At 44.3% G+C, this 17,374-nt stretch carries 18 protein-coding genes, 1 tRNA gene and 1 pseudogene; 13 read left to right on the top strand and 7 right to left on the bottom strand.

Translation table 11 applies throughout. The features are described 5' to 3' along the window. Positions 1 to 66 precede the first annotated feature (66 nt). Complete coding sequence (locus ABDB91_RS06065; protein ID WP_347490709.1) at positions 67 to 249, top strand: hypothetical protein; 183 nt, start codon at positions 67 to 69, stop codon at positions 247 to 249. Positions 250 to 333: 84 nt separating this feature from the next. Next, on the top strand, positions 334 to 1,134 hold the full coding sequence (murI, locus tag ABDB91_RS06060) for a glutamate racemase (RefSeq protein WP_347490708.1): 801 nt from the start codon (positions 334 to 336) through the stop codon (positions 1,132 to 1,134). Positions 1,135 to 1,247: 113 nt separating this feature from the next. Here murI and ABDB91_RS06055 read toward each other — a convergent pair whose 3' ends face one another. Next, on the bottom strand, positions 1,248 to 1,874 hold the full coding sequence (locus tag ABDB91_RS06055; RefSeq protein ID WP_347490707.1) for a hypothetical protein: 627 nt from the start codon (positions 1,872 to 1,874) through the stop codon (positions 1,248 to 1,250). Between the two features lie 299 nt (positions 1,875 to 2,173). Between ABDB91_RS06055 and ABDB91_RS06050 the strand changes: the two genes are divergently transcribed. The 10 genes from ABDB91_RS06050 (at position 2,174) to ABDB91_RS06005 (ending at position 12,411) form a co-directional block, all read left to right on the top strand. Continuing rightward, positions 2,174 to 3,025 carry a serine hydrolase gene (locus ABDB91_RS06050; protein WP_347490706.1) on the top strand — a complete coding sequence of 284 codons (852 nt, stop codon included), beginning with the start codon at positions 2,174 to 2,176 and terminating at the stop codon, positions 3,023 to 3,025. Positions 3,026 to 3,153: 128 nt separating this feature from the next. Further along, positions 3,154 to 3,228, top strand: a tRNA-Ala gene (locus ABDB91_RS06045). 224 nt (positions 3,229 to 3,452) lie between these two features. Then, on the top strand, positions 3,453 to 4,085 hold the full coding sequence (locus ABDB91_RS06040; protein ID WP_347490705.1) for a recombinase family protein: 633 nt from the start codon (positions 3,453 to 3,455) through the stop codon (positions 4,083 to 4,085). A gap of 74 nt (positions 4,086 to 4,159) precedes the next feature. Then, entirely contained in the window at positions 4,160 to 4,756 is a 597-nt protein-coding gene (locus ABDB91_RS06035; RefSeq protein WP_347490704.1) for a KilA-N domain-containing protein, read from the top strand. A gap of 111 nt (positions 4,757 to 4,867) precedes the next feature. Beyond that, complete coding sequence (locus ABDB91_RS06030) at positions 4,868 to 5,074, top strand: helix-turn-helix transcriptional regulator (protein ID WP_347490703.1); 207 nt, start codon at positions 4,868 to 4,870, stop codon at positions 5,072 to 5,074. Between the two features lie 39 nt (positions 5,075 to 5,113). After that, entirely contained in the window at positions 5,114 to 6,961 is a 1,848-nt protein-coding gene (locus ABDB91_RS06025) for an AAA family ATPase (protein ID WP_347490702.1), read from the top strand. Next, a complete protein-coding gene (locus ABDB91_RS06020; RefSeq protein ID WP_347490701.1) occupies positions 6,958 to 8,835 on the top strand; it encodes an ATP-dependent helicase in 1,878 nt (625 codons plus the stop codon). Before ABDB91_RS06025 ends, ABDB91_RS06020 begins: the two co-directional genes overlap by 4 nt. Before the next feature lie 136 nt (positions 8,836 to 8,971). Continuing rightward, on the top strand, positions 8,972 to 10,159 hold the full coding sequence (locus tag ABDB91_RS06015; RefSeq protein WP_347490700.1) for a PIN domain-containing protein: 1,188 nt from the start codon (positions 8,972 to 8,974) through the stop codon (positions 10,157 to 10,159). 268 nt (positions 10,160 to 10,427) lie between these two features. Further along, a protein-coding gene (locus ABDB91_RS06010; RefSeq protein ID WP_347487794.1) for an IS3 family transposase occupies positions 10,428 to 11,595 on the top strand; the annotation gives its coding sequence in 2 pieces (ribosomal slippage) (positions 10,428 to 10,709 and positions 10,711 to 11,595; 1,167 coding nt in all). Between the two features lie 405 nt (positions 11,596 to 12,000). Continuing rightward, on the top strand, positions 12,001 to 12,411 hold the full coding sequence (locus ABDB91_RS06005; protein ID WP_347490699.1) for a hypothetical protein: 411 nt from the start codon (positions 12,001 to 12,003) through the stop codon (positions 12,409 to 12,411). A 32-nt stretch (positions 12,412 to 12,443) separates the two neighbouring features. Here ABDB91_RS06005 and ABDB91_RS06000 read toward each other — a convergent pair whose 3' ends face one another. From ABDB91_RS06000 to ABDB91_RS05980, 5 genes and pseudogenes are all read right to left on the bottom strand, one after another. Then, positions 12,444 to 12,725 carry a hypothetical protein gene (locus tag ABDB91_RS06000; protein WP_347488131.1) on the bottom strand — a complete coding sequence of 94 codons (282 nt, stop codon included), beginning with the start codon at positions 12,723 to 12,725 and terminating at the stop codon, positions 12,444 to 12,446. Continuing rightward, a pseudogene (locus tag ABDB91_RS05995) lies at positions 12,709 to 13,095 on the bottom strand (transposase); the annotation flags it as partial. The gene ABDB91_RS06000 and the pseudogene ABDB91_RS05995, both read right to left, overlap by 17 nt. Positions 13,096 to 13,200: 105 nt before the next feature. Beyond that, on the bottom strand, positions 13,201 to 14,001 hold the full coding sequence (locus ABDB91_RS05990) for an AAA family ATPase (protein WP_347487743.1): 801 nt from the start codon (positions 13,999 to 14,001) through the stop codon (positions 13,201 to 13,203). Then, the gene (locus tag ABDB91_RS05985; RefSeq protein WP_347487742.1) at positions 13,994 to 15,346 is read right to left on the bottom strand and encodes a DDE-type integrase/transposase/recombinase; all 1,353 of its coding nucleotides are present in this window, start codon (positions 15,344 to 15,346) and stop codon (positions 13,994 to 13,996) included. The genes ABDB91_RS05990 and ABDB91_RS05985 overlap by 8 nt, the downstream gene beginning before the upstream one ends. A 49-nt stretch (positions 15,347 to 15,395) precedes the next feature. After that, on the bottom strand, positions 15,396 to 15,812 hold the full coding sequence (locus ABDB91_RS05980; RefSeq protein ID WP_347491526.1) for a DUF6431 domain-containing protein: 417 nt from the start codon (positions 15,810 to 15,812) through the stop codon (positions 15,396 to 15,398). Here ABDB91_RS05980 and ABDB91_RS05975 point away from each other — a divergent pair. Beyond that, positions 15,741 to 15,941 (top strand): hypothetical protein, encoded by a 201-nt coding sequence (locus tag ABDB91_RS05975; protein WP_347491677.1) that lies wholly within the window; start codon positions 15,741 to 15,743, stop codon positions 15,939 to 15,941. The two genes, ABDB91_RS05980 and ABDB91_RS05975, sit on opposite strands and share 72 nt — an antisense overlap. A gap of 134 nt (positions 15,942 to 16,075) precedes the next feature. Here the strand turns inward: ABDB91_RS05975 and ABDB91_RS05970 are convergent, their stop codons facing one another. Next, positions 16,076 to 17,326, bottom strand: a complete 1,251-nt coding sequence (locus tag ABDB91_RS05970; RefSeq protein ID WP_347490698.1) for an IS66 family transposase — start codon at positions 17,324 to 17,326, stop codon at positions 16,076 to 16,078. Between the last annotated feature and the right edge of the window lie 48 nt (positions 17,327 to 17,374).

Here is a 17,374-nt window from a genome sequence, read left to right as displayed (position 1 = left end):
AAAACCCACAGAAGGAAAGTCAGTGCTAAAAGTAAAATATACATAATAATAAAAGGAGTGACGCCCATGCAAAAATTATTGGCTGCCGTTACGGCCATAATAATTATTATTACCGCTGTACTTGGGCTGGCTGCCTACGTGGGAGTTGCAGGCGCGGATAAATATCATCTAATAGCAGGGATTTTGACACTGGCAGCAGTATTAACCGCCACGCACCAGCTATACCACGGCAAAACAGACAGAAAGTAAACCATACCGTTCTAAATATTGCATGCCTCAGGCTAAAATGATATCCTGTTATGGGAATATTAAAGGAATAGAGGTGAGGCACCCTTGCCCAACCCGAATCCCATAGGGATTTTTGATTCGGGTGTGGGAGGTATATCGGTATTGAAGGAAATCCGCCACCTGATGCCGGGTGAAAACCTTCTTTACTTCGCCGATTCCGCCCATTGTCCATATGGAGTAAAACCGCCGGAGCACATACGACGGCGAACCATTAAAATTACTCAATTTTTGATCAACACCGGGGCCAAAGTAATTGTGGCCGCATGCAACACCGCATCTATAGCAGGCCTTGACTACCTGCGCCAGCATTTTCAGGTACCTATTGTAGGCATGGAGCCAGCCATCAAACCCGCCGCCCATATAACCCGTAACGGTAAAATAGGTGTGCTGGCCACAGGTGTCACCATTAATGGAGACCGCTTCAATTCCCTTCTAACGCGCTTTGCCAACGGCATCGAAGTTATAAATGTGCCCTGTCCGGGCCTGGTGGAACAAGTGGAATTGGGTTTGCTGGATACTCCGGAGACAACTGCATTGCTGCGCCAGTTCTTGAATCCACTCATAATAAACAGCGTGGACACCGTGGTACTGGGTTGCACTCATTATCCTTTCCTGCGCCCACTGGTGGAGTCTATAATGGGACCCAAGGTAGAGGTAATCGATACCGGTTGCGCAGTAGCCAAAAGAGTGCACCAGATCTTACAATCAGAAGATTTGCTGGCAAATAACACTCCCCGGAGCGGTCTGGAAGTTTTTTATACCAGCGGCAACGTTAAGCAGGTTGAACAAACAATCAGACATTTATGGGATCACCCGAATATAAAAGTGGAATACATAAAGCTATAAGCCCGGTCATAAAGCCAGGGCTTTTTTTATGTTTATTTCGTTAATAAGTACATTTGGGACGGATTCGCAGCAAACCTTACGACCGCTTGAAAGAATGATTTTAATCTGCTTATTTAATCCATAACCTCTCTTTCAACATCAATGGTATCGCCCATCCAGTGTTCATAAGTATCTTTTTCATAATGATCCGCGGCAATGCGCCCAATCTTGCGGCAAACATAATAATTAACCGAACCCGAAATTATTGCTCCCAAAAATGGTATCACTTTCAGCACTGTCCGCTGGGTGGCTCGAATACCCAGAGATACCAGCACCTCGCGCAACATGCGTGTAAAAAACTGGTTATTCATCTGCTGCACCGCCGTCCTGCCAATAGTCTTGTTAGCCGTATCCGCGCCAACAGCAGAGGCCATTACCCACAATGCCTCCCGGGAGACCTTAGGCAAATATAAATTACGCCCGTAAACAGCGGACATTTCCAGAATCATTTCCGCTGTAAAGTAACCTACAGCTGCCATGTCCAGCGCCGTACCCCCTATCAGGGTAATCAGAGTCCCAACAACCGGCACTGCGGCCGGCAAAGCGGTAAATACACCGCTGGCGGCGCAAAACCGGCTTTTCCGGGCAATAATCAGCTCACACAGCTCCCGATTGGTTAAATCCGGATGATCTTTACGCATTTTTTCCACCCTGCGGCGCACTTCCTCTTTATTTATCAGAGCAAAGGGATTAAATATCATATTTTCACACCATACTTTAACTAATAGTTTTTTGCCGATGAGCTTATTAAACCACATCAGCCGCCGAACAGCAAAGGGAATCCCTGATAGTTCCTCTTTGAGCACTTCGGTTTTAGGATTGCAATTACGTTATAGACACCCATGCCACCAACACGGCACCATCAGAGGATGAAATTACCTAACGCTATTTTCAGGATAGTTTATTGCTTTTATTCCCCAACGGGTTACTTAACTTTACTTAATTTACATATTATGGTAGTTTGTATATATTAACTTCTTCCCCGGAGGTCTGAATACACTTGAAAAAAATTGCCCTTTATGTACTATTTGCCGTTTTTCTATTAACAAGCGCGTCAGTTATCAGTGAGCCGTTAAAAAAAATTATTCAACCAATACCCGATTATTCAACACTGCAAAAACAAATTACCAGCTACCTGGACGAACAACCGGGCGTTTACGGACTTTATTTTATTGATATACATTCGGGCCAAAAGTTCGGCTATAATTCCCGTACAGTATTTCATGCCGCCAGCACATTTAAAGTGCCTATGAACCTGTATCTTTACCGTGCAGCAGACAACGGCCAATTAAGTCTGACAGAGCAATTGACTTTCACGGACCAACACATGGAAGGGGGCACCGGCATACTGCAGAACAAATCACCCGGAGGCAGCTATAGCATAGAACAGCTGGCGGATTATTCCATATTATACAGCGATAATGTAGCCACCAATATATTATTGGATCGGCTGGGCAAACAAAATGTGAAGGACTTTATGCGTTCCTTGGGTGGACAAGTGGTGGATAATAAACAAAATAGCACATGTCCTTATGATTTAGCGTTATATATGCAAGAGGCAGTACGTTTAGCCGATCAGCCGGCAGGGGAACGGCTGTTTAATAATCTGCTTGATAATAAACTCAAAGACCGCATTCCAGAGCCCCTGCCGCCGGAAATCAAGGTAGCCAATAAAATAGGCACTTGGCCGCCGACCAACACTTATAACGATGCTGCTTATGTTGATCACCCCAAACGGCCTTATATACTGGTCGTTACCAGCAAAGATACACCCGGTTACAGTGAGGCACTGGCGGTTATCCACCAGCTTTCAGAACAAATATATCGTTATCAAACCAATAGGGCAACCTAAATCCGGTCTATTATATCTTAAATACATAGCTGGATTGCTTTAATTGCAAGTTCAATTGTAATTCACATAACCCTTGCCTGTAGGCGGATTTTATGCTATTATAATTTTTGTTCACTTAAATTACCTAAGGGCGTGTAGCTCAGCGGGAGAGCATTGCGTTCGCAACGCAGGGGTCGGGGGTTCGAATCCCCTCTCGTCCACCAAGTAGACAAACCTACTTTTTTAACTTAGTTAAAAGTGGGTTTGTCTTTTTTATGCCCTTAAATGGCGGTTTTGTATAAGCTTTACCCTTGAAATTATAAAAAGTAAAGGCTTACCCCCTTCTACAATTCAATTTATAACATGATTTAATGCGGGTTTTAGATCGCAAGGAGAATATTTCAGCTAATGAACTCACAAATAACAATGTTTAAGGAGGATATCTTCGATGAAAATTCCCTATGGTTTTGCTGTAGATAATGATGGCAAGGTTACTATTGACCAAGCACAAGCGCAAGTTATTCAGATGATTTTTAGAGAATACCTTAACGGCAATAGCCTTGGAGGATTAGCAAGAATGCTGGAGAGTCGGGGTATCCCCTCGCCATCAGGGAATAAGTGTTGGGGGCGGGCCGCAATTGATAAGCTGTTGTCCAGTTCAAAGTATGTTCCTCTCATTATTAGCTTGGAACTATATACCGCAGTACAGTTTGAAAAAGCTGCACGCTCAAATCAAGAACTTAATAATGACGGAAGCACACAGCGGAAGGCCGCCCGGTACAATTCAAAGAATGTACTGAGCGGTCTTTTAGTTTGCTCGGAGTGCGGCGCGAATTATCGCCGGATTACACGTGCCTCCGGTGAAGTAGTATGGCGTTGCGCTAGCCAGGTGGAAAGTAGAAGCTGCACGCAGTCCCCATCAATTGCAGAAAAGGATATCATTCAGTTAGTTTGCAATGCGCTCAGTATGGACACTTTTGATTCAGAGCATGTCAGAGATTTGATTGACCAAATCCTAGTTGACCATGCTGGCTCTATCTCTTTTGAGTACAAGCATACCCAGCGCTTTTCCTCTCTCTAAACAACACTATTCAAACTCTCCCGAACAAAGTATAATATGAATATATTCAGGTTTTGTTTGGATGGGAGATGAGCATGGTGACCGAGGAAGAAAAGCGTGCGGAAGCAATTTGGACATATTGCATATCAAGGGAAAAAATCTTTAAGCACTTAGTTTCAAAGAATCTTATGGAGCAAGACGTTGCGGACACGCTCTCCGAAAAGATGCTCGAGCAGATGAATGCAAGTTTTGTGCCTGGATTCCGCCGCTCATCAATCGGTGAAGCCATGATCGCTAAACATATTCAGATCATTTCTCCAGACGATACCTACATATCGCTGACTGAAATAGCCCGACAGAAAAATACAGACGCACCCAGCTATGTGATTCAAAGCTGGCTGCGCAACTATGGGACAATTGAATTCCTCCGTCTATGGGAGAAGGAGAGCAATGCTAAATTCATAGATGAAGAATGTATGGCGCTAATTGAAAAGATGAAATCCAGCTCTTTTACACTGACGCTTAAGCAGTGGATTGCCAATACAGGTGCGGTAGGAATTACGTCGAAGCAGGGTAAAAATGGCGGGACCTTTGCCCATCCGGACATTGCCTGTGAATTCAGCATGTGGATTGATCCGGCATACAGGCTGGATGTCGTCAAGAAGTTTCGTATGGCAAGCATAGACAAGTAGTGCCAAGCTCAGATAAGTTATTTGAATCCCCCCTGTGCGTATAATGCTGTTTACGGTGCGTAGGAAACATGGTATAATTTTACTGGAAACAGGTTGTGGGGGGAGTAACCAATGCCTATTCACAGTAATTTGTCTACGCTGATGGGAAGCCGACGCTACTCAATAAAAGATGTTCATGAGAAAACGGGACTTTCAAGAAATACGATTTCTAATCTGTATAATGACAAAGCTACGAGAATCGACTTTGAAACAATATATAAATTATGTACCCTATTTAGTTGTGGAGTAGAAGACCTTCTGTGTATAAAACAAGAATAATTCACCGTTGGACGCTTTAATGCCAGAGGAGGCATGTTTATGAATATTCAGCTAACTCAAGTTTGTATTCGTAATCTTCGATCAATAAATGAAGCCACTGTTCAACTGCGCCCATTTTCTGTGATGTTCGGTATGAACGATAGTGGCAAATCAAATTTTTTACTTGCCCTAAGATTAGCTTTAGGCAATGGTAGCATAGACGAGAAAGATGTATTTTGCTCCTTAGTCACACCCTATAGCAACACTACGGTTGTTTCTATTGATTTAAAATTTGTTCCTGTCGGGGAGGATGGCAAACAAACAGACACCTTCAATGAATTATGGGGATTGCACTTAGGAGAGAATGTCATGACCGACGATGAGGATAAAGAATTTTTTGCTTTCCGTACAGAGTTCGCTTACGACTCGGATAAAGAAGAGTATGTGCGAGATAGGATGGTCATAAATGAGTGGAGAGAAAACGAGATTGTAGTTGGAAGCTCTCTCCGATACAAAACATTGTCTGCTTTTGAGTTTATTTATCTTGATGCGCAACGTGATATGTCTTCTGATATTCGAGATAAGAGTTCTATGTGGAGTAAGCAGATCTCAAAACTAAAAATGACACCAGAAGCAAAAGCCGAAATAGAATCATCACTTGGCACATTGAGTGATCGCATTATGTCAGAAAGTCCCTTCTTGCAACAAGTTTCAAGAGATTTAGCTTCTGCAACAAATACAAGAAATAGTAGTGTGGAAATTAACCCAATTACAAGAAGCGTTGATGAACTGTATAAAGGACTGGATATTTATGTATCCCAAAATGCTTCCTCTTCTATTCCTATAGCCAACTTGGGGTTAGGAACGCGCAGTCGTGCTGTGTTTGCTTCTTTAAAAACGATTGTTAACAAGAAAATAAACGATGCCAATGAAACACCTTACTTTTGTATGGTTGCATTTGAAGAACCTGAATCTCATATCCATCCACATTCTCAACGGGAATTAGTAAAAGATTTTTCTGGTATTCAGGGGCAGCGTATTGTTACTACTCATTCCCCTTACATCTTGTCTTCATCGAGTTTGGACAATCTAATATATGTAGCTTTGCGGAGCGCTAAAACATATTTTTCTTCACTGTCAAGTCTTGGATTGACCGCCGAAGAGATACGCCATATTGAAAGATTTGTTCTTAATACACGAGGAGAATTACTTTTTGCTAATGTGGCAATATTAGCAGAAGGGGAAACGGAGGAGCAGGCACTCCAAGTTTTCTTTAAAGAATTTTTTGGTTATGAACCCTATGAATTAGGTGTAAGTTTTGTAGGAGTAGGCGGTAAAAACTATCTTCCATTTTTACGTATGTTGGAAAGTATAGGTGCCAACTGGTATATCTTTAGCGATGGAGAAGCAGCAGCTATCAATGATTTGAAATCTACGATGAAGCAACTTAGAAATTTGCCTGCTAAACCTGATTTAGACCAATACAATAACATAATTGTATTAAATGATTCGTATGACTTTGAAACATATCTGCTCAATGCTGGATATGCAGCAGAAATAATCTCAGCCATCAATGAATATGAGGGCATTGAAGATGAGGAACACCAAGATCCATATTTTGATTATTTTATTCAACAGCATCACGGAGAATCCATGAGTCCTCGCAGTACGGGTATACCATGTGAAACATGCGGGCAAATGATAAAGGAAAGCCCATTGCGTGATTATCACACCGAAGGTGGTCGTGAGCGCGCAATTTGCGACTGTATGAAAGCGGGAAAAACCAAGTATGCTGTTCCCATAGCAAAATTAATTTGTTCAAGTTGTATGGGTGAGCGCAAATATCCTTCTAAAATTAAAACATTGCTTGATCAAATTAAAGCTTGTCTGGAGGGGGTAAGGTTATGAATTTATCACCTAAACAGCTTCAAATAGTCGAATCCGTTGATAATTATATGTATGTAATTGCTGGCGCTGGCAGTGGGAAAACGCGTACATTGACTGAAAGAATAATAAGATTACTTTCCAAAAGCAAGCGTGGAGAACGCGTGCTTGCTATTACATTTAGTAATAAAGCTGCAAATGAGCTAAAAGAACGACTGTTACATTTTTATACACAAGATGAACTTAACGATCTTGTGTATGTAGGTACGGTTCATAACTTTTGTATGGAAATAGTATTGCAACGCGGTTCTTCAATTGGTCTGCCCGATGATTTGCACATATTTGAATCTTTTGAAGACCGCTTTGAAATATTTAAAAAAGCTTTGGACAATGTACCTCAAATGAAAGCAAAATATCTGACATCTGAGGGAAAAATCAACTCAAAAGGCATGCGTGAACTTTTTGAACTTCTGAGTAAAGCTAAAAGAGATTTTAAATTTCCAACCGATTATGCCTCAAAACCATTAAGCCAACGACTCTATCAAGAGTATAATGATTTGATGTTATCTCAAAACGCTATTGATTTTGATGATATTCTACTTTATGCTTACAGAATTATGGCTGAAAAGCCCTCAATAGCACGAATTTATCAACGCATCTATAAGCACATTTGTGTGGATGAGGCACAAGACTTGAACAAAGCTCAGTATTCAGTAATAAAAGCAATAGCGGGTGATACCGCAAGTGTTCTAATGGTAGGAGACCCCAATCAAGCTATCTATGGATTTAACGGCTCTTCCAGTCGTTATATGTGTATTGATTTCCCAAAGGACTATCCTGCTAAAAAGTATGAGTTGGTAGAAAATTTCAGATCTTCCCAAGCAGTTATCAATGCTGCAAAAATTATTGAGCCAAGTTTTGAGATGGAAGGTCAGTTACCAATTCGAGGTGAAATGGAAATCCATGTTTTTGATGATGAGATGTCTGAGGCTACATGGATATCTAAAAAAATCGATGCATTGATTAGAGATGGGCATCCAGATATAGAGGGTACTATAGTTTCACCGCAACAATGTGCAGTATTAGCGAGAAACCGATATGTGTTTAACTCACTGGCAGCTCTATTCGAGGAGCAACAGAAAGAATTTAATCTCCGAATATCAACAAATCAGGGACTATTGAGCGAATCAGTCTTCTTTAAGCTGTTCGACCTTGGATTACGTGTCATCATGAATAAAAATGATGTTCTTCATTTATCTGATATGGTGAGCCTATTAGGAGAGACTACAAAACCTATTGCATCATTTGATGATTTGAAATCAAGCGAAGAGTTGAACCGCGCTATCGGAAACAATGGAGCAACAGCAATTAACTTTGCTTGGGACTCCATCCAAACATCAAAAAATTCTTTTAGGTTTGACAAGACACTTGAAATTCTATCGTCTTACTGCGAATCTGAAGATAATTTTTCAAATGATAATGAACGGTCATTGGTATTTAATGATTATTTATGTTGGCGAGAGCGCTGGAATACCTACGTGAAGAATTCATCTATAGAGGATCGCAGCTTGGCACATATGATGAGGTCTATAGCATTAGGAATTACTAATATATCGAAAGAATCGGGCTTAACTCTTTCTACAATACACATGTCAAAAGGGCTTGAATTTGATATTGTCTTCATAATGGGTTTGAATGAAGGAGTTTTTCCTGACTATCGGTCGCTTAACGATGCAGCTCAATTAAACGAAGAACAGCACAATATGTTTGTATCTATAACTCGTTCTAAAAGGCTATGTTATTTGACTTGCCCAAAATCTCGTGTTATGCCTTGGGGTGATTCAAGGAACCAAGTTCCCTCAAGATATATAACGCAACTGAACGGATCGCACACTTAGATTGAGCTTTATTATATTCTTTTGCATGAAGAACAATAGATGGATAAGAACAATAGTCAGATACTGATTGAGCTATTAAAAACGGATAACTATTGAGCGCTTATATTTGAATAGTTTAGGAGGTCAGCATAACTCAATGACTACATTCAATGTGTTTCTTGACACGAATATTTTTATTAATGCCAAGTATGATTTTGACAGAGCATCGCTTCATAACTTGAAAAAATACTGTGATGATGGGATTGCTTCCATGTTCACAAATGACATTATTATTCGAGAAGTCAAGCATCACATTGAAACTGAAGTTGGACTCTTGGCTGCACAGGCCAAAAATGCAATTAAAGACAATGGCGAACTAATAAATGCAATAACGCCATCGGTATTTGAAACAATAAAGAACACGCTTCTTAATGCACCGACGCAGCTTACAACGGCGTTTGATTCTTATATGAGTGGTTCGACAGCGTTGTCGAATACTGGACTGTCAGTTATAGATTTATTCAACGACTATTTTGTACCCAATGCTCCCTTTGAAGGTCGTAAAGGAAAAAAGTCAGAATTTCCTGATGCCGCAGTTATTATGAGCATAAAGCAATATCTTGCTTCAACAGAACATGAATCGTTACATGTGGTCACCGGCGATGACGGATGGCATAATGCGCTTAAAGATATTTCTGACGTTTTCATATATAAAGATCTTAAATCTTTGCTTACGAAAATTTCTAAAGAGCAAGAAATATACCGACGAATCGTTCCATTCATCAGAGAGCAAATTGAATCACTTCAAGAACGTGCAAAAGACTGGCTCGGGGATCAAGAATGGGATTTTGCAGTTGATGAGGTTGAAATGTGCATCGAGTGTGATGAAGTCGAAGAAGTCGATATAAGAGATGTAAATCTCGTACTTGATGGCATTGAATACATTGATACCTTAGAGGGTTCTGCTGTTGCCACTCTTTCGGGCATAGCAATGGTCAGAATCAACTTTTCTTACATTGACCACACAGATGAAATATACGATAAAGAAGATCATGTTTGGTATAACACTGCTTATGGCGATGGGATGACAGAAATAAAGATTCCTATCAGTTTGTCAATTACGGTTATGTTACCAGATGAAGATGCTGGTGAATTTGAACTTGATTCGCCAGACTTCGATGAACTTGACAAAGAGAATTGTGAGACTATTGAATATGAATTAACAGAGCGTAACGATGACTATCATGACCCATATTTTGATATGTGTCCCGATTGCGGCAAACAAATTGGGCTTCATAACGACGGTGGCAATGGATTCTGTGTTGACTGTGCTCCAAAGCATTGAAAGAAATCGATTGACTAAACTTTATATCTATGGCAGGTGATAAAATGGCAAAAAACTCATTGGATGAAACGAGAGAAATTAAAGTTTTGATTTTTCAAATACGCGCCTTTTGTGAAACAATGCATGACATTTTGCATAACGCGAATACAGCAGAGATCGGAAGATATTCAAGCTATATATAATGGACCCAGGAAATGCGACACGATTTTGCGAGGGATAAGCGACACCAATCTCGAAGTAAAATAACTAAGTGAAAGGAGCATATCCCATGCAAAAAAAACAATGGTTACCGGAGCAAAAACTGCAGATAGTTCTAGAAGCCTTAAAAGAAGAACGCCACATAGGCGAAATTGCCTCGGAATACGGAGTACATGTGAGTGTGGTTCACCGCTGGAAGAAGGAGCTCTTAGAAGGCGCCGACAAGGTATTCGCCACCTCTAAGAATGCTAAAGCCGCTGCCCAAGAAAAGCGCAAACAAGAAGAAACCATCGAGAACTTATACGCGCAAGTCGGCCGTCTAACAACACAGTTGGATTGGCTTAAAAAAAAATCTAGCGGCATCTTACCCCGTGAATGAACGCAAAGCTATGGTGAATTGGGATATCACAAATTCACATTTAACCATAAAAGTTCAGGCCGAGCTATTATCCTTGAATCGAACGGGTTTATACTGGACTGCCCAAAAGGTGTCTAAACACGAAGTGGAGATTAAACATCTGATTGACAAGATCCACACGCAGCATCCATTTAAAGGCTCCAGGCGGATTGTTGACGACATAAATAACATGGATGATGTAGATTACAAGGTCAACCGCAAACGCATTCAAAAATATATGCGGGAAATGGGAATACGGGTGATTTACCCCGGCCCCAACCTCAGCAAACGTAACAGAGCTCAGTATGTTTACCCATACCTGCTTCGGAATGTCAAAGCAGCCCACCCCAACCATGTCTGGGGAATTGATATTACGTATTGTGCCATGCAAGGCCGCTGGATGTACCTGGTGGCTATAATTGACTGGTACTCCAGGATGATTGTTGGATATGAGCTCTCCGATACGATGAATAAGGAATTTGTCATTAAAGCTGTAAACAGAGCCATCGAAATACACGGAACTCCTATCATATTAAATTCTGATCAGGGCAGTCAATTTACCAGCCCTGTCTATATAAATACACTCAAAGAACATAGCATCAAAATCAGTATGGACGGTAAAGGTAGGGCCCTGGATAACGCTATTACAGAGCGCTTTTGGAGAACCATTAAATGGGAAGATATTTACCTGAAGAATTATGAAACCCCCCGTACTCTCCGACAAGGAATTGCTGCTTTTATGCGTTATTACAATTTCGAGCGTCCACATACATCTATTGGCAAGAGGACTCCAGCAAGCGCTTATTATGCTACTAACAACTTATCGCAGCAATCTGCATAACCAAGATATTTGAAAGTGGATGTAAACAAAGAGGCCGCCGGTCTTGACTCCATGTGCCGCTTAATAGATAACCCGACCGACGGATATACGCCAAAAAAATATTTGCCTTCGGTCGGGTTGTTTAAGTCTAGCACATGGAGTCAAGGCTCTCCGCTTCGCTCCGACCGCAAGCGGCGGCTAGGTTTTGTGAATAGGGATAACGTACCCTCCCTCTGGAGACCGCCACATTTTATGACTACTGTCAAATATTAGGCTAGCTAGCATGTGTTTACCTTAATGCGGCTTTCTAACGTATCGAAACATTCGACCATGAAGGCCTTGCTGTTAATACTTACTCAGTGTCGCTTTGAATTTGAAAAATTGTGTCTTGACATTGGGGTCCATTGTAATAAAGATATGGCATGTATGTACAACGATTTTGCAGAACAGACAAAGAAGGTATTGAAAGTCTCTTCGATGGTATATACTTTTAATATTGCTGATATACCTCGATATGGTGATGCTGTATGGGGCATAGAAAAGAAAATTCTTGAGCAGGTTCTTGTCAGTGCAAAAATGCTGTTAGCAAGTCTGGAAGGATGTATCGATTTTGTTGACGATGAGTTTGACAATATTGAAAACTTCTTTGCCTCCCGCCTTCGCACTGTAATATTTAATAAGCCAGAAAAAGAAATCGAAGTCCAAAATGCCATAGAATCGCTATTGTTAGGTCGTGGTTTGAACAAAGGTATCGATTACGACAGAGAATCCGGAAAGTTTGAATTCTCCGGAAAAGAGTACATACCAGACTTCATTAGTAAGCGTCAAACCAATTGACGCCTTGACCAATGCCGACTCGTATTAAGCGGTTACAGGAACCCTTCATCACTGATGTCAACGACATCCAGAAACTGCTTCCGAATGTGTCTTCGGAATGCTTCATCGCTGAGGCGCTCGCCTTTATAAACACCGTCTTCCACCAGGCGATCGTCAATCAATCTTGCAAATTCCTCGTCTTCACGGGCCATTTTTTGGTAGCGCTGTTGTACTTCATGGGGGAAATCCAGTTGGAAATCCAGACGACTTATGTTGCCTTTGAGGAACGCTTCGACCATATCGAGAACCATGTCAATGTTACTTCGTTTTTTCATGGTAACTCCTCTCGTTTAAGCCTGGCGGGACTTTGCACGTCTCCGGCGCGTTCCAGGGCAGCAGCAGCTCTAACTGTTTCGGGTCGCCGAGATCCATGTTAGGTGCCGCGTCAAAAACATAGCTCAGAAAGCGGTGGGGATCCAATCCGTTTTCCTTCGCCGTCTCAATGAGGCTGAACATGACGGCGCTGCCTTGCGCCCCTTTCGGTGTATTGGCAAACAAAAAGTTCTTCCGGTCAATGACAAACGGTTTGATGCTGCGTTCCGCTCGGTTGTTGCTGAACTCCAGCCGCCCGTCCAGGAGATAATTTGTTAGCCAGGACCACTGCTCCTGCAGGTAATAGATGGCTTTGCCAATCGCGGATTTCGGTGCGGTTTTCTGGTGTTACTGACGATCTGTAACGTCCAGCAATAGACGGTGTTAGTTGTCCGTGAATTGACGGACTTAGTGCCCACCGGCCCGGGGAAGGGAGAATTATAACAATTCTCCCTGGATAACCAACTTCACCATGTGATCATCAATAATCCGACGACCGTTTTGAGCTCCATAGAGCAAGCAATGGGTGCAGACTTTGTTAACAAGCCTGACTGCACCGCTGGAATACCGGAACACCTGATCAACCGCATTATCTGAAAAGATATCGTGTTCGGCGCCGGCATAAGCCAGGTGCCGATTAATATATTCCCCGACTTGGGAACGGTCCAGGTGCGGCAGTTTACACTGCAGGTCGATCCGTTGGCGGATGGCGGCGTACGCTTGAAGCTGGAACTTATCCCACAGTTCGCTCTGACCCACCAAGATCAGGGCCATAGGACTTTGGGCATCCATTTTAAAGTTCAACAAGAATCGTACCTCTTCCAGCATTTCTTTGTCCAAAAGATGCGCTTCGTCTACGATAACAACCGGCTGCAGTTGCTGAATACCGCGCATGAGTTCGACTTCCCGGTGCAACTGGCGCTTGGCGTCGCCGCGATAAAACTTGGCTTCACAGCCTAGCTGTTCCAATAGGCCCTTGTAGAAATGCCGGGGGGTAAGTTTGGAGTCCGCCAGATACATCACCATGAACATGGCCGGATTTAAAGAGGCCTTGAACAGGCGGATGGTGGTTGTTTTACCGGTACCGCAGTCACCGGTAACCACGGCGAAAAGTTGCCTACGGGCGGCATATTCCAATCGGCCCAGTGTCTCATCTAGCATCAGCGATTGGTACAACTGATCCGTTGGGATGTCCCGGGAGAACGGTGTTTTAGACAGGCCGTAGAAGGATTCAAACATGACTGTTATCCTCCTTGTTCACGGCTCTAAAAGAAATGGCTGGAGCCTGCTGCTCTTTACGCTGCTGGTTTTTCAGGGCGGCTGCAGCCAGGAGTCGCGACGATTCGGCGGGCTTGGGCTGCAGGTGTTCCGGCAGCGGGGGGCGTTTCCCGGCTCGCTGGCCGATTACTAACTGCCTAGCTGTCCAGGGTGCGTGCCCTTCATATTCAATAGTCAGTTCAGTGATGTTAGCGGGGTCGTAGATGACTTGCACTTTACACCCGATAAACGGCAGCCCGACTTCGTACTTATTGCCGTTAAAGCTGATGCAGCCAGCCTTGTCCACTTTCCGTTTTTCACAGTGCAAAAAGGCGTTAGCGATGGTTTGTGGATCCAAATACCTTAGTGCCTTGTTGTCACTGCGGTAGGCAGCATGCGGGCTGGCGCTACCATCTAGCCCGGAATGCGGCTTGTTGTGGTAGCACTCCTCCAGCCAGACCCAAAACAGCTCATTTAACTTGTCCAGCGATTGTGGTTTTTCCAGTTTGGCCTCGCCTAAGAAGGCGTCCACCACCCGGTTAAACCTTTCTACTTTACCGGTTGCCTCCGGAGAGTACGGTTTTGCAAATACTAGCCGGGTGCCTAATTTGCTGCAGGTGCGATGCATCCATTTAGTGCGATACTGGCTACCGTTGTCGAAATATACCGCTTCGGGAACTCCGTATTTGTGAATCGCTTTACGGAAGCAATCTTCTACAATGACCTGATCCAGCGTCGGGTAGAACTCGCCGTGCAGCACAAAGCGGGTGGCATCGTCGATGAAGGTGACCAGGTAGACCTGCTTTTTAGCGCCATCCTTGCCGATTGGCAGGTAGGGGCCGTATTTGATGTCGGAATGTACGAGCTGGTTGCGGTGCTTCTTTTGGAATCGCCGAGCCGCCACGCCGCTGTCGGAGTACATGCGCATCTGTCTTGTGCTGTAGCCTTTCTCGGCCAACTTCTCCTGCAGGGTGCTGCGTTTAATCCGCCCTTCCTGGATCAGCCCTTCCCATTCCATAATCTGAATGATCTGAGCGATGCTGCGACCGGGCACCTCACGACGCAACAGGATGGCCTGAGTTAGGATATTTGATGGTATAGCTTCTTCGGTTTGCCGGCCTTTGCCTTTAGGTTTTAGTCCCCTAAAGCCGACTGCCCGGTACTGGGCCAGGTATCTGCGCAGCGTACGCTCGGATAGTCCGGTCTGCTGGCAGATATCTTTCTTAATTTCCCTGATTTTGGCCGCATCAAGCCCGTCCGCTAGCAGCGGGGATAGTAGTTGCATCCGCTGAGCGGCAATCTCTTCGGCCTTTTGTTGGTCTTTCATGCTAAAACCCCCTAATTTTTAGGCTTAGCATGAGTTTATATCCTGACCGTCAGGACGGGAATGCAGAACGGGTATGTACCCAACAATTTGTGTTTGCCACTGATCGGACAACTCTGGCCAGCCAGCCGGTGGCGTTGCCAACATAGTCCCAAATCCTTGTGAGCGCAGACTGGGAAAGACAGGACGATTCTTTCACAGATTGGTTACCGAGTAAGGTAGCGATGGAGGCCAGGCAACCCAGGAAGTGATAATACATTTCACTAAACCAACTGCGCCAACGGCCTAATGTGGATTCGTCAGCGGTGACGGTCAGTGCGGTGTCTCCGGCTATGACCGCCTCAATGCTTTTTCTGCTGTGGCGTTTGTACGGGACGAGTATATCCGGAAGTTCGTGATGGATCCGACGGCAGTGTTCACAACGGAGCCGGCGAATGATGAGCACGATCTGATCGCCAAGGCCATTTATGTACTTGCGTTGCCGGCTGCCGATGACATCCAGTGGCCCGTTACAACAGGGACAGGGAATCTGCTCCGCGCTCTTTACAAAAAACACTTTTTTCAAGGTTTTCAATTAGCTCATATTCTGTTAAAATGACCATACGTGGTGGCGCCCCTGGTATTGCTGTTGCTGCAGCAGTACACCAAAAAAAGGGGCGTCTTTCCTTTCTTCATGATATGGTCATTATATATGGCAACTTCTGGACAGGCAACACCATCAGCTTTCGGGCATTACAGGGCGGCAGGAACATTCTGGGCTCTCAGCCACGCCGAAAAGGCTTCAAGCATTGGTTTTGCCAGTTCCTGACGTTTCTCATAGCGTCTTTCCGTCGGGCAGGCCGCCAATTGTTTTTCAAGGTCAAACAGTGCGTCGCAATAGCGTTTTCCGCGCAGGGCTAAAGACCCCCCCCGGTCTTTTTCCGGGAGAGCTTTCAGGGCTTCATTAAATTTTCGTCGGGCATGAGCCCAGCAGCCTACCACAGTGATCGAACCCGGCAGATTGTGATAGCCGCTGTACCCGTCCGTATGCAAATATCCGGAGAAACCTTTTAGAAACTCGGCCGGGCGGCGGGCTTTTCGATCCGGTTGGTATTCATACAGGATAATCGGCTGTCCGGTATCTCCGCTGGTCCGGTATAGCCACATGTAGCTCTTGGACTGAGCGGATTTCCCCGGCTCCCGCAGCACTTGCAGAGTGGTTTCATCACCATGCAGCACTTGCCGGGCGCAAAGCCTGCGATGCAGTTCATGGTAGATGGGCTCCAGCCAATCTGCAGTGCTTTTCAGCACCCAGTTGGATAACGTTTGGCGCGACAGTGTTATCCCCTGGCGCTGAAAAGATTTCTCTTGCCGGTATAGCGGGGCTCCCATGACAAATTTCTGCGTGATGATGTGCGCTACCGCCTCCGGTGAGGCAAAGCTCCCTTTGATGACGTTGTTTCTTTGGGGCGTTCTGAGCACGGGGACTTCTGTGCCGGTTTTTTCGCAGGTTCGGCAGGCGTAGGTATAATAGATATCTTCCAGGATCACCGCGCTGGCCGGAATGATTTTTAGCCTCCGCTGCACGGTCTTTCCAATAATTTGCAGTTCGTCGTTGCAGACCGGGCAGGTGCGCTCTTGATCCGGCAGAAAATGCTCGGTGGTTTCGACGGGCAGGTTCTCAGGCAGGCTGTCCTTCGTTTCCCGTCGCTTCTTGCGAACGTGGGGTTTTACATCGGTTAACTCCGGTTCCGGCACAGCTTCGTCCGCGAAGAGTTCCGCTTCATTAAATAGGTTCGGCTGCTCCCAGCCGTCATATTGGCTCTGTTCGGACGAAGACCCAAAACGTTTTTGCCGGGCCAGGCGCAGTTGCTCCAGAAACCATTCTACTTGACGTGACAATTCGGCGTTTTGGGTCTTTAGTGCAAGATATTCATTGTATTCTGTGCGCGAAATCGTCACGATTTCGGCGCTGTCTTTAACGGTTTCAGGCACGTTTTTCATGCTTGAATTATACCATATTTTGCTGCGAAAAACAATGAAAAACCCCGT

Origin of the sequence: Desulfoscipio sp. XC116 (genome assembly GCF_039851975.1) — a bacterium.
Classification (GTDB): domain Bacteria; phylum Bacillota; class Desulfotomaculia; order Desulfotomaculales; family Desulfallaceae; genus Sporotomaculum.
This window is presented reverse-complemented; position numbering and strand designations above follow the sequence as displayed.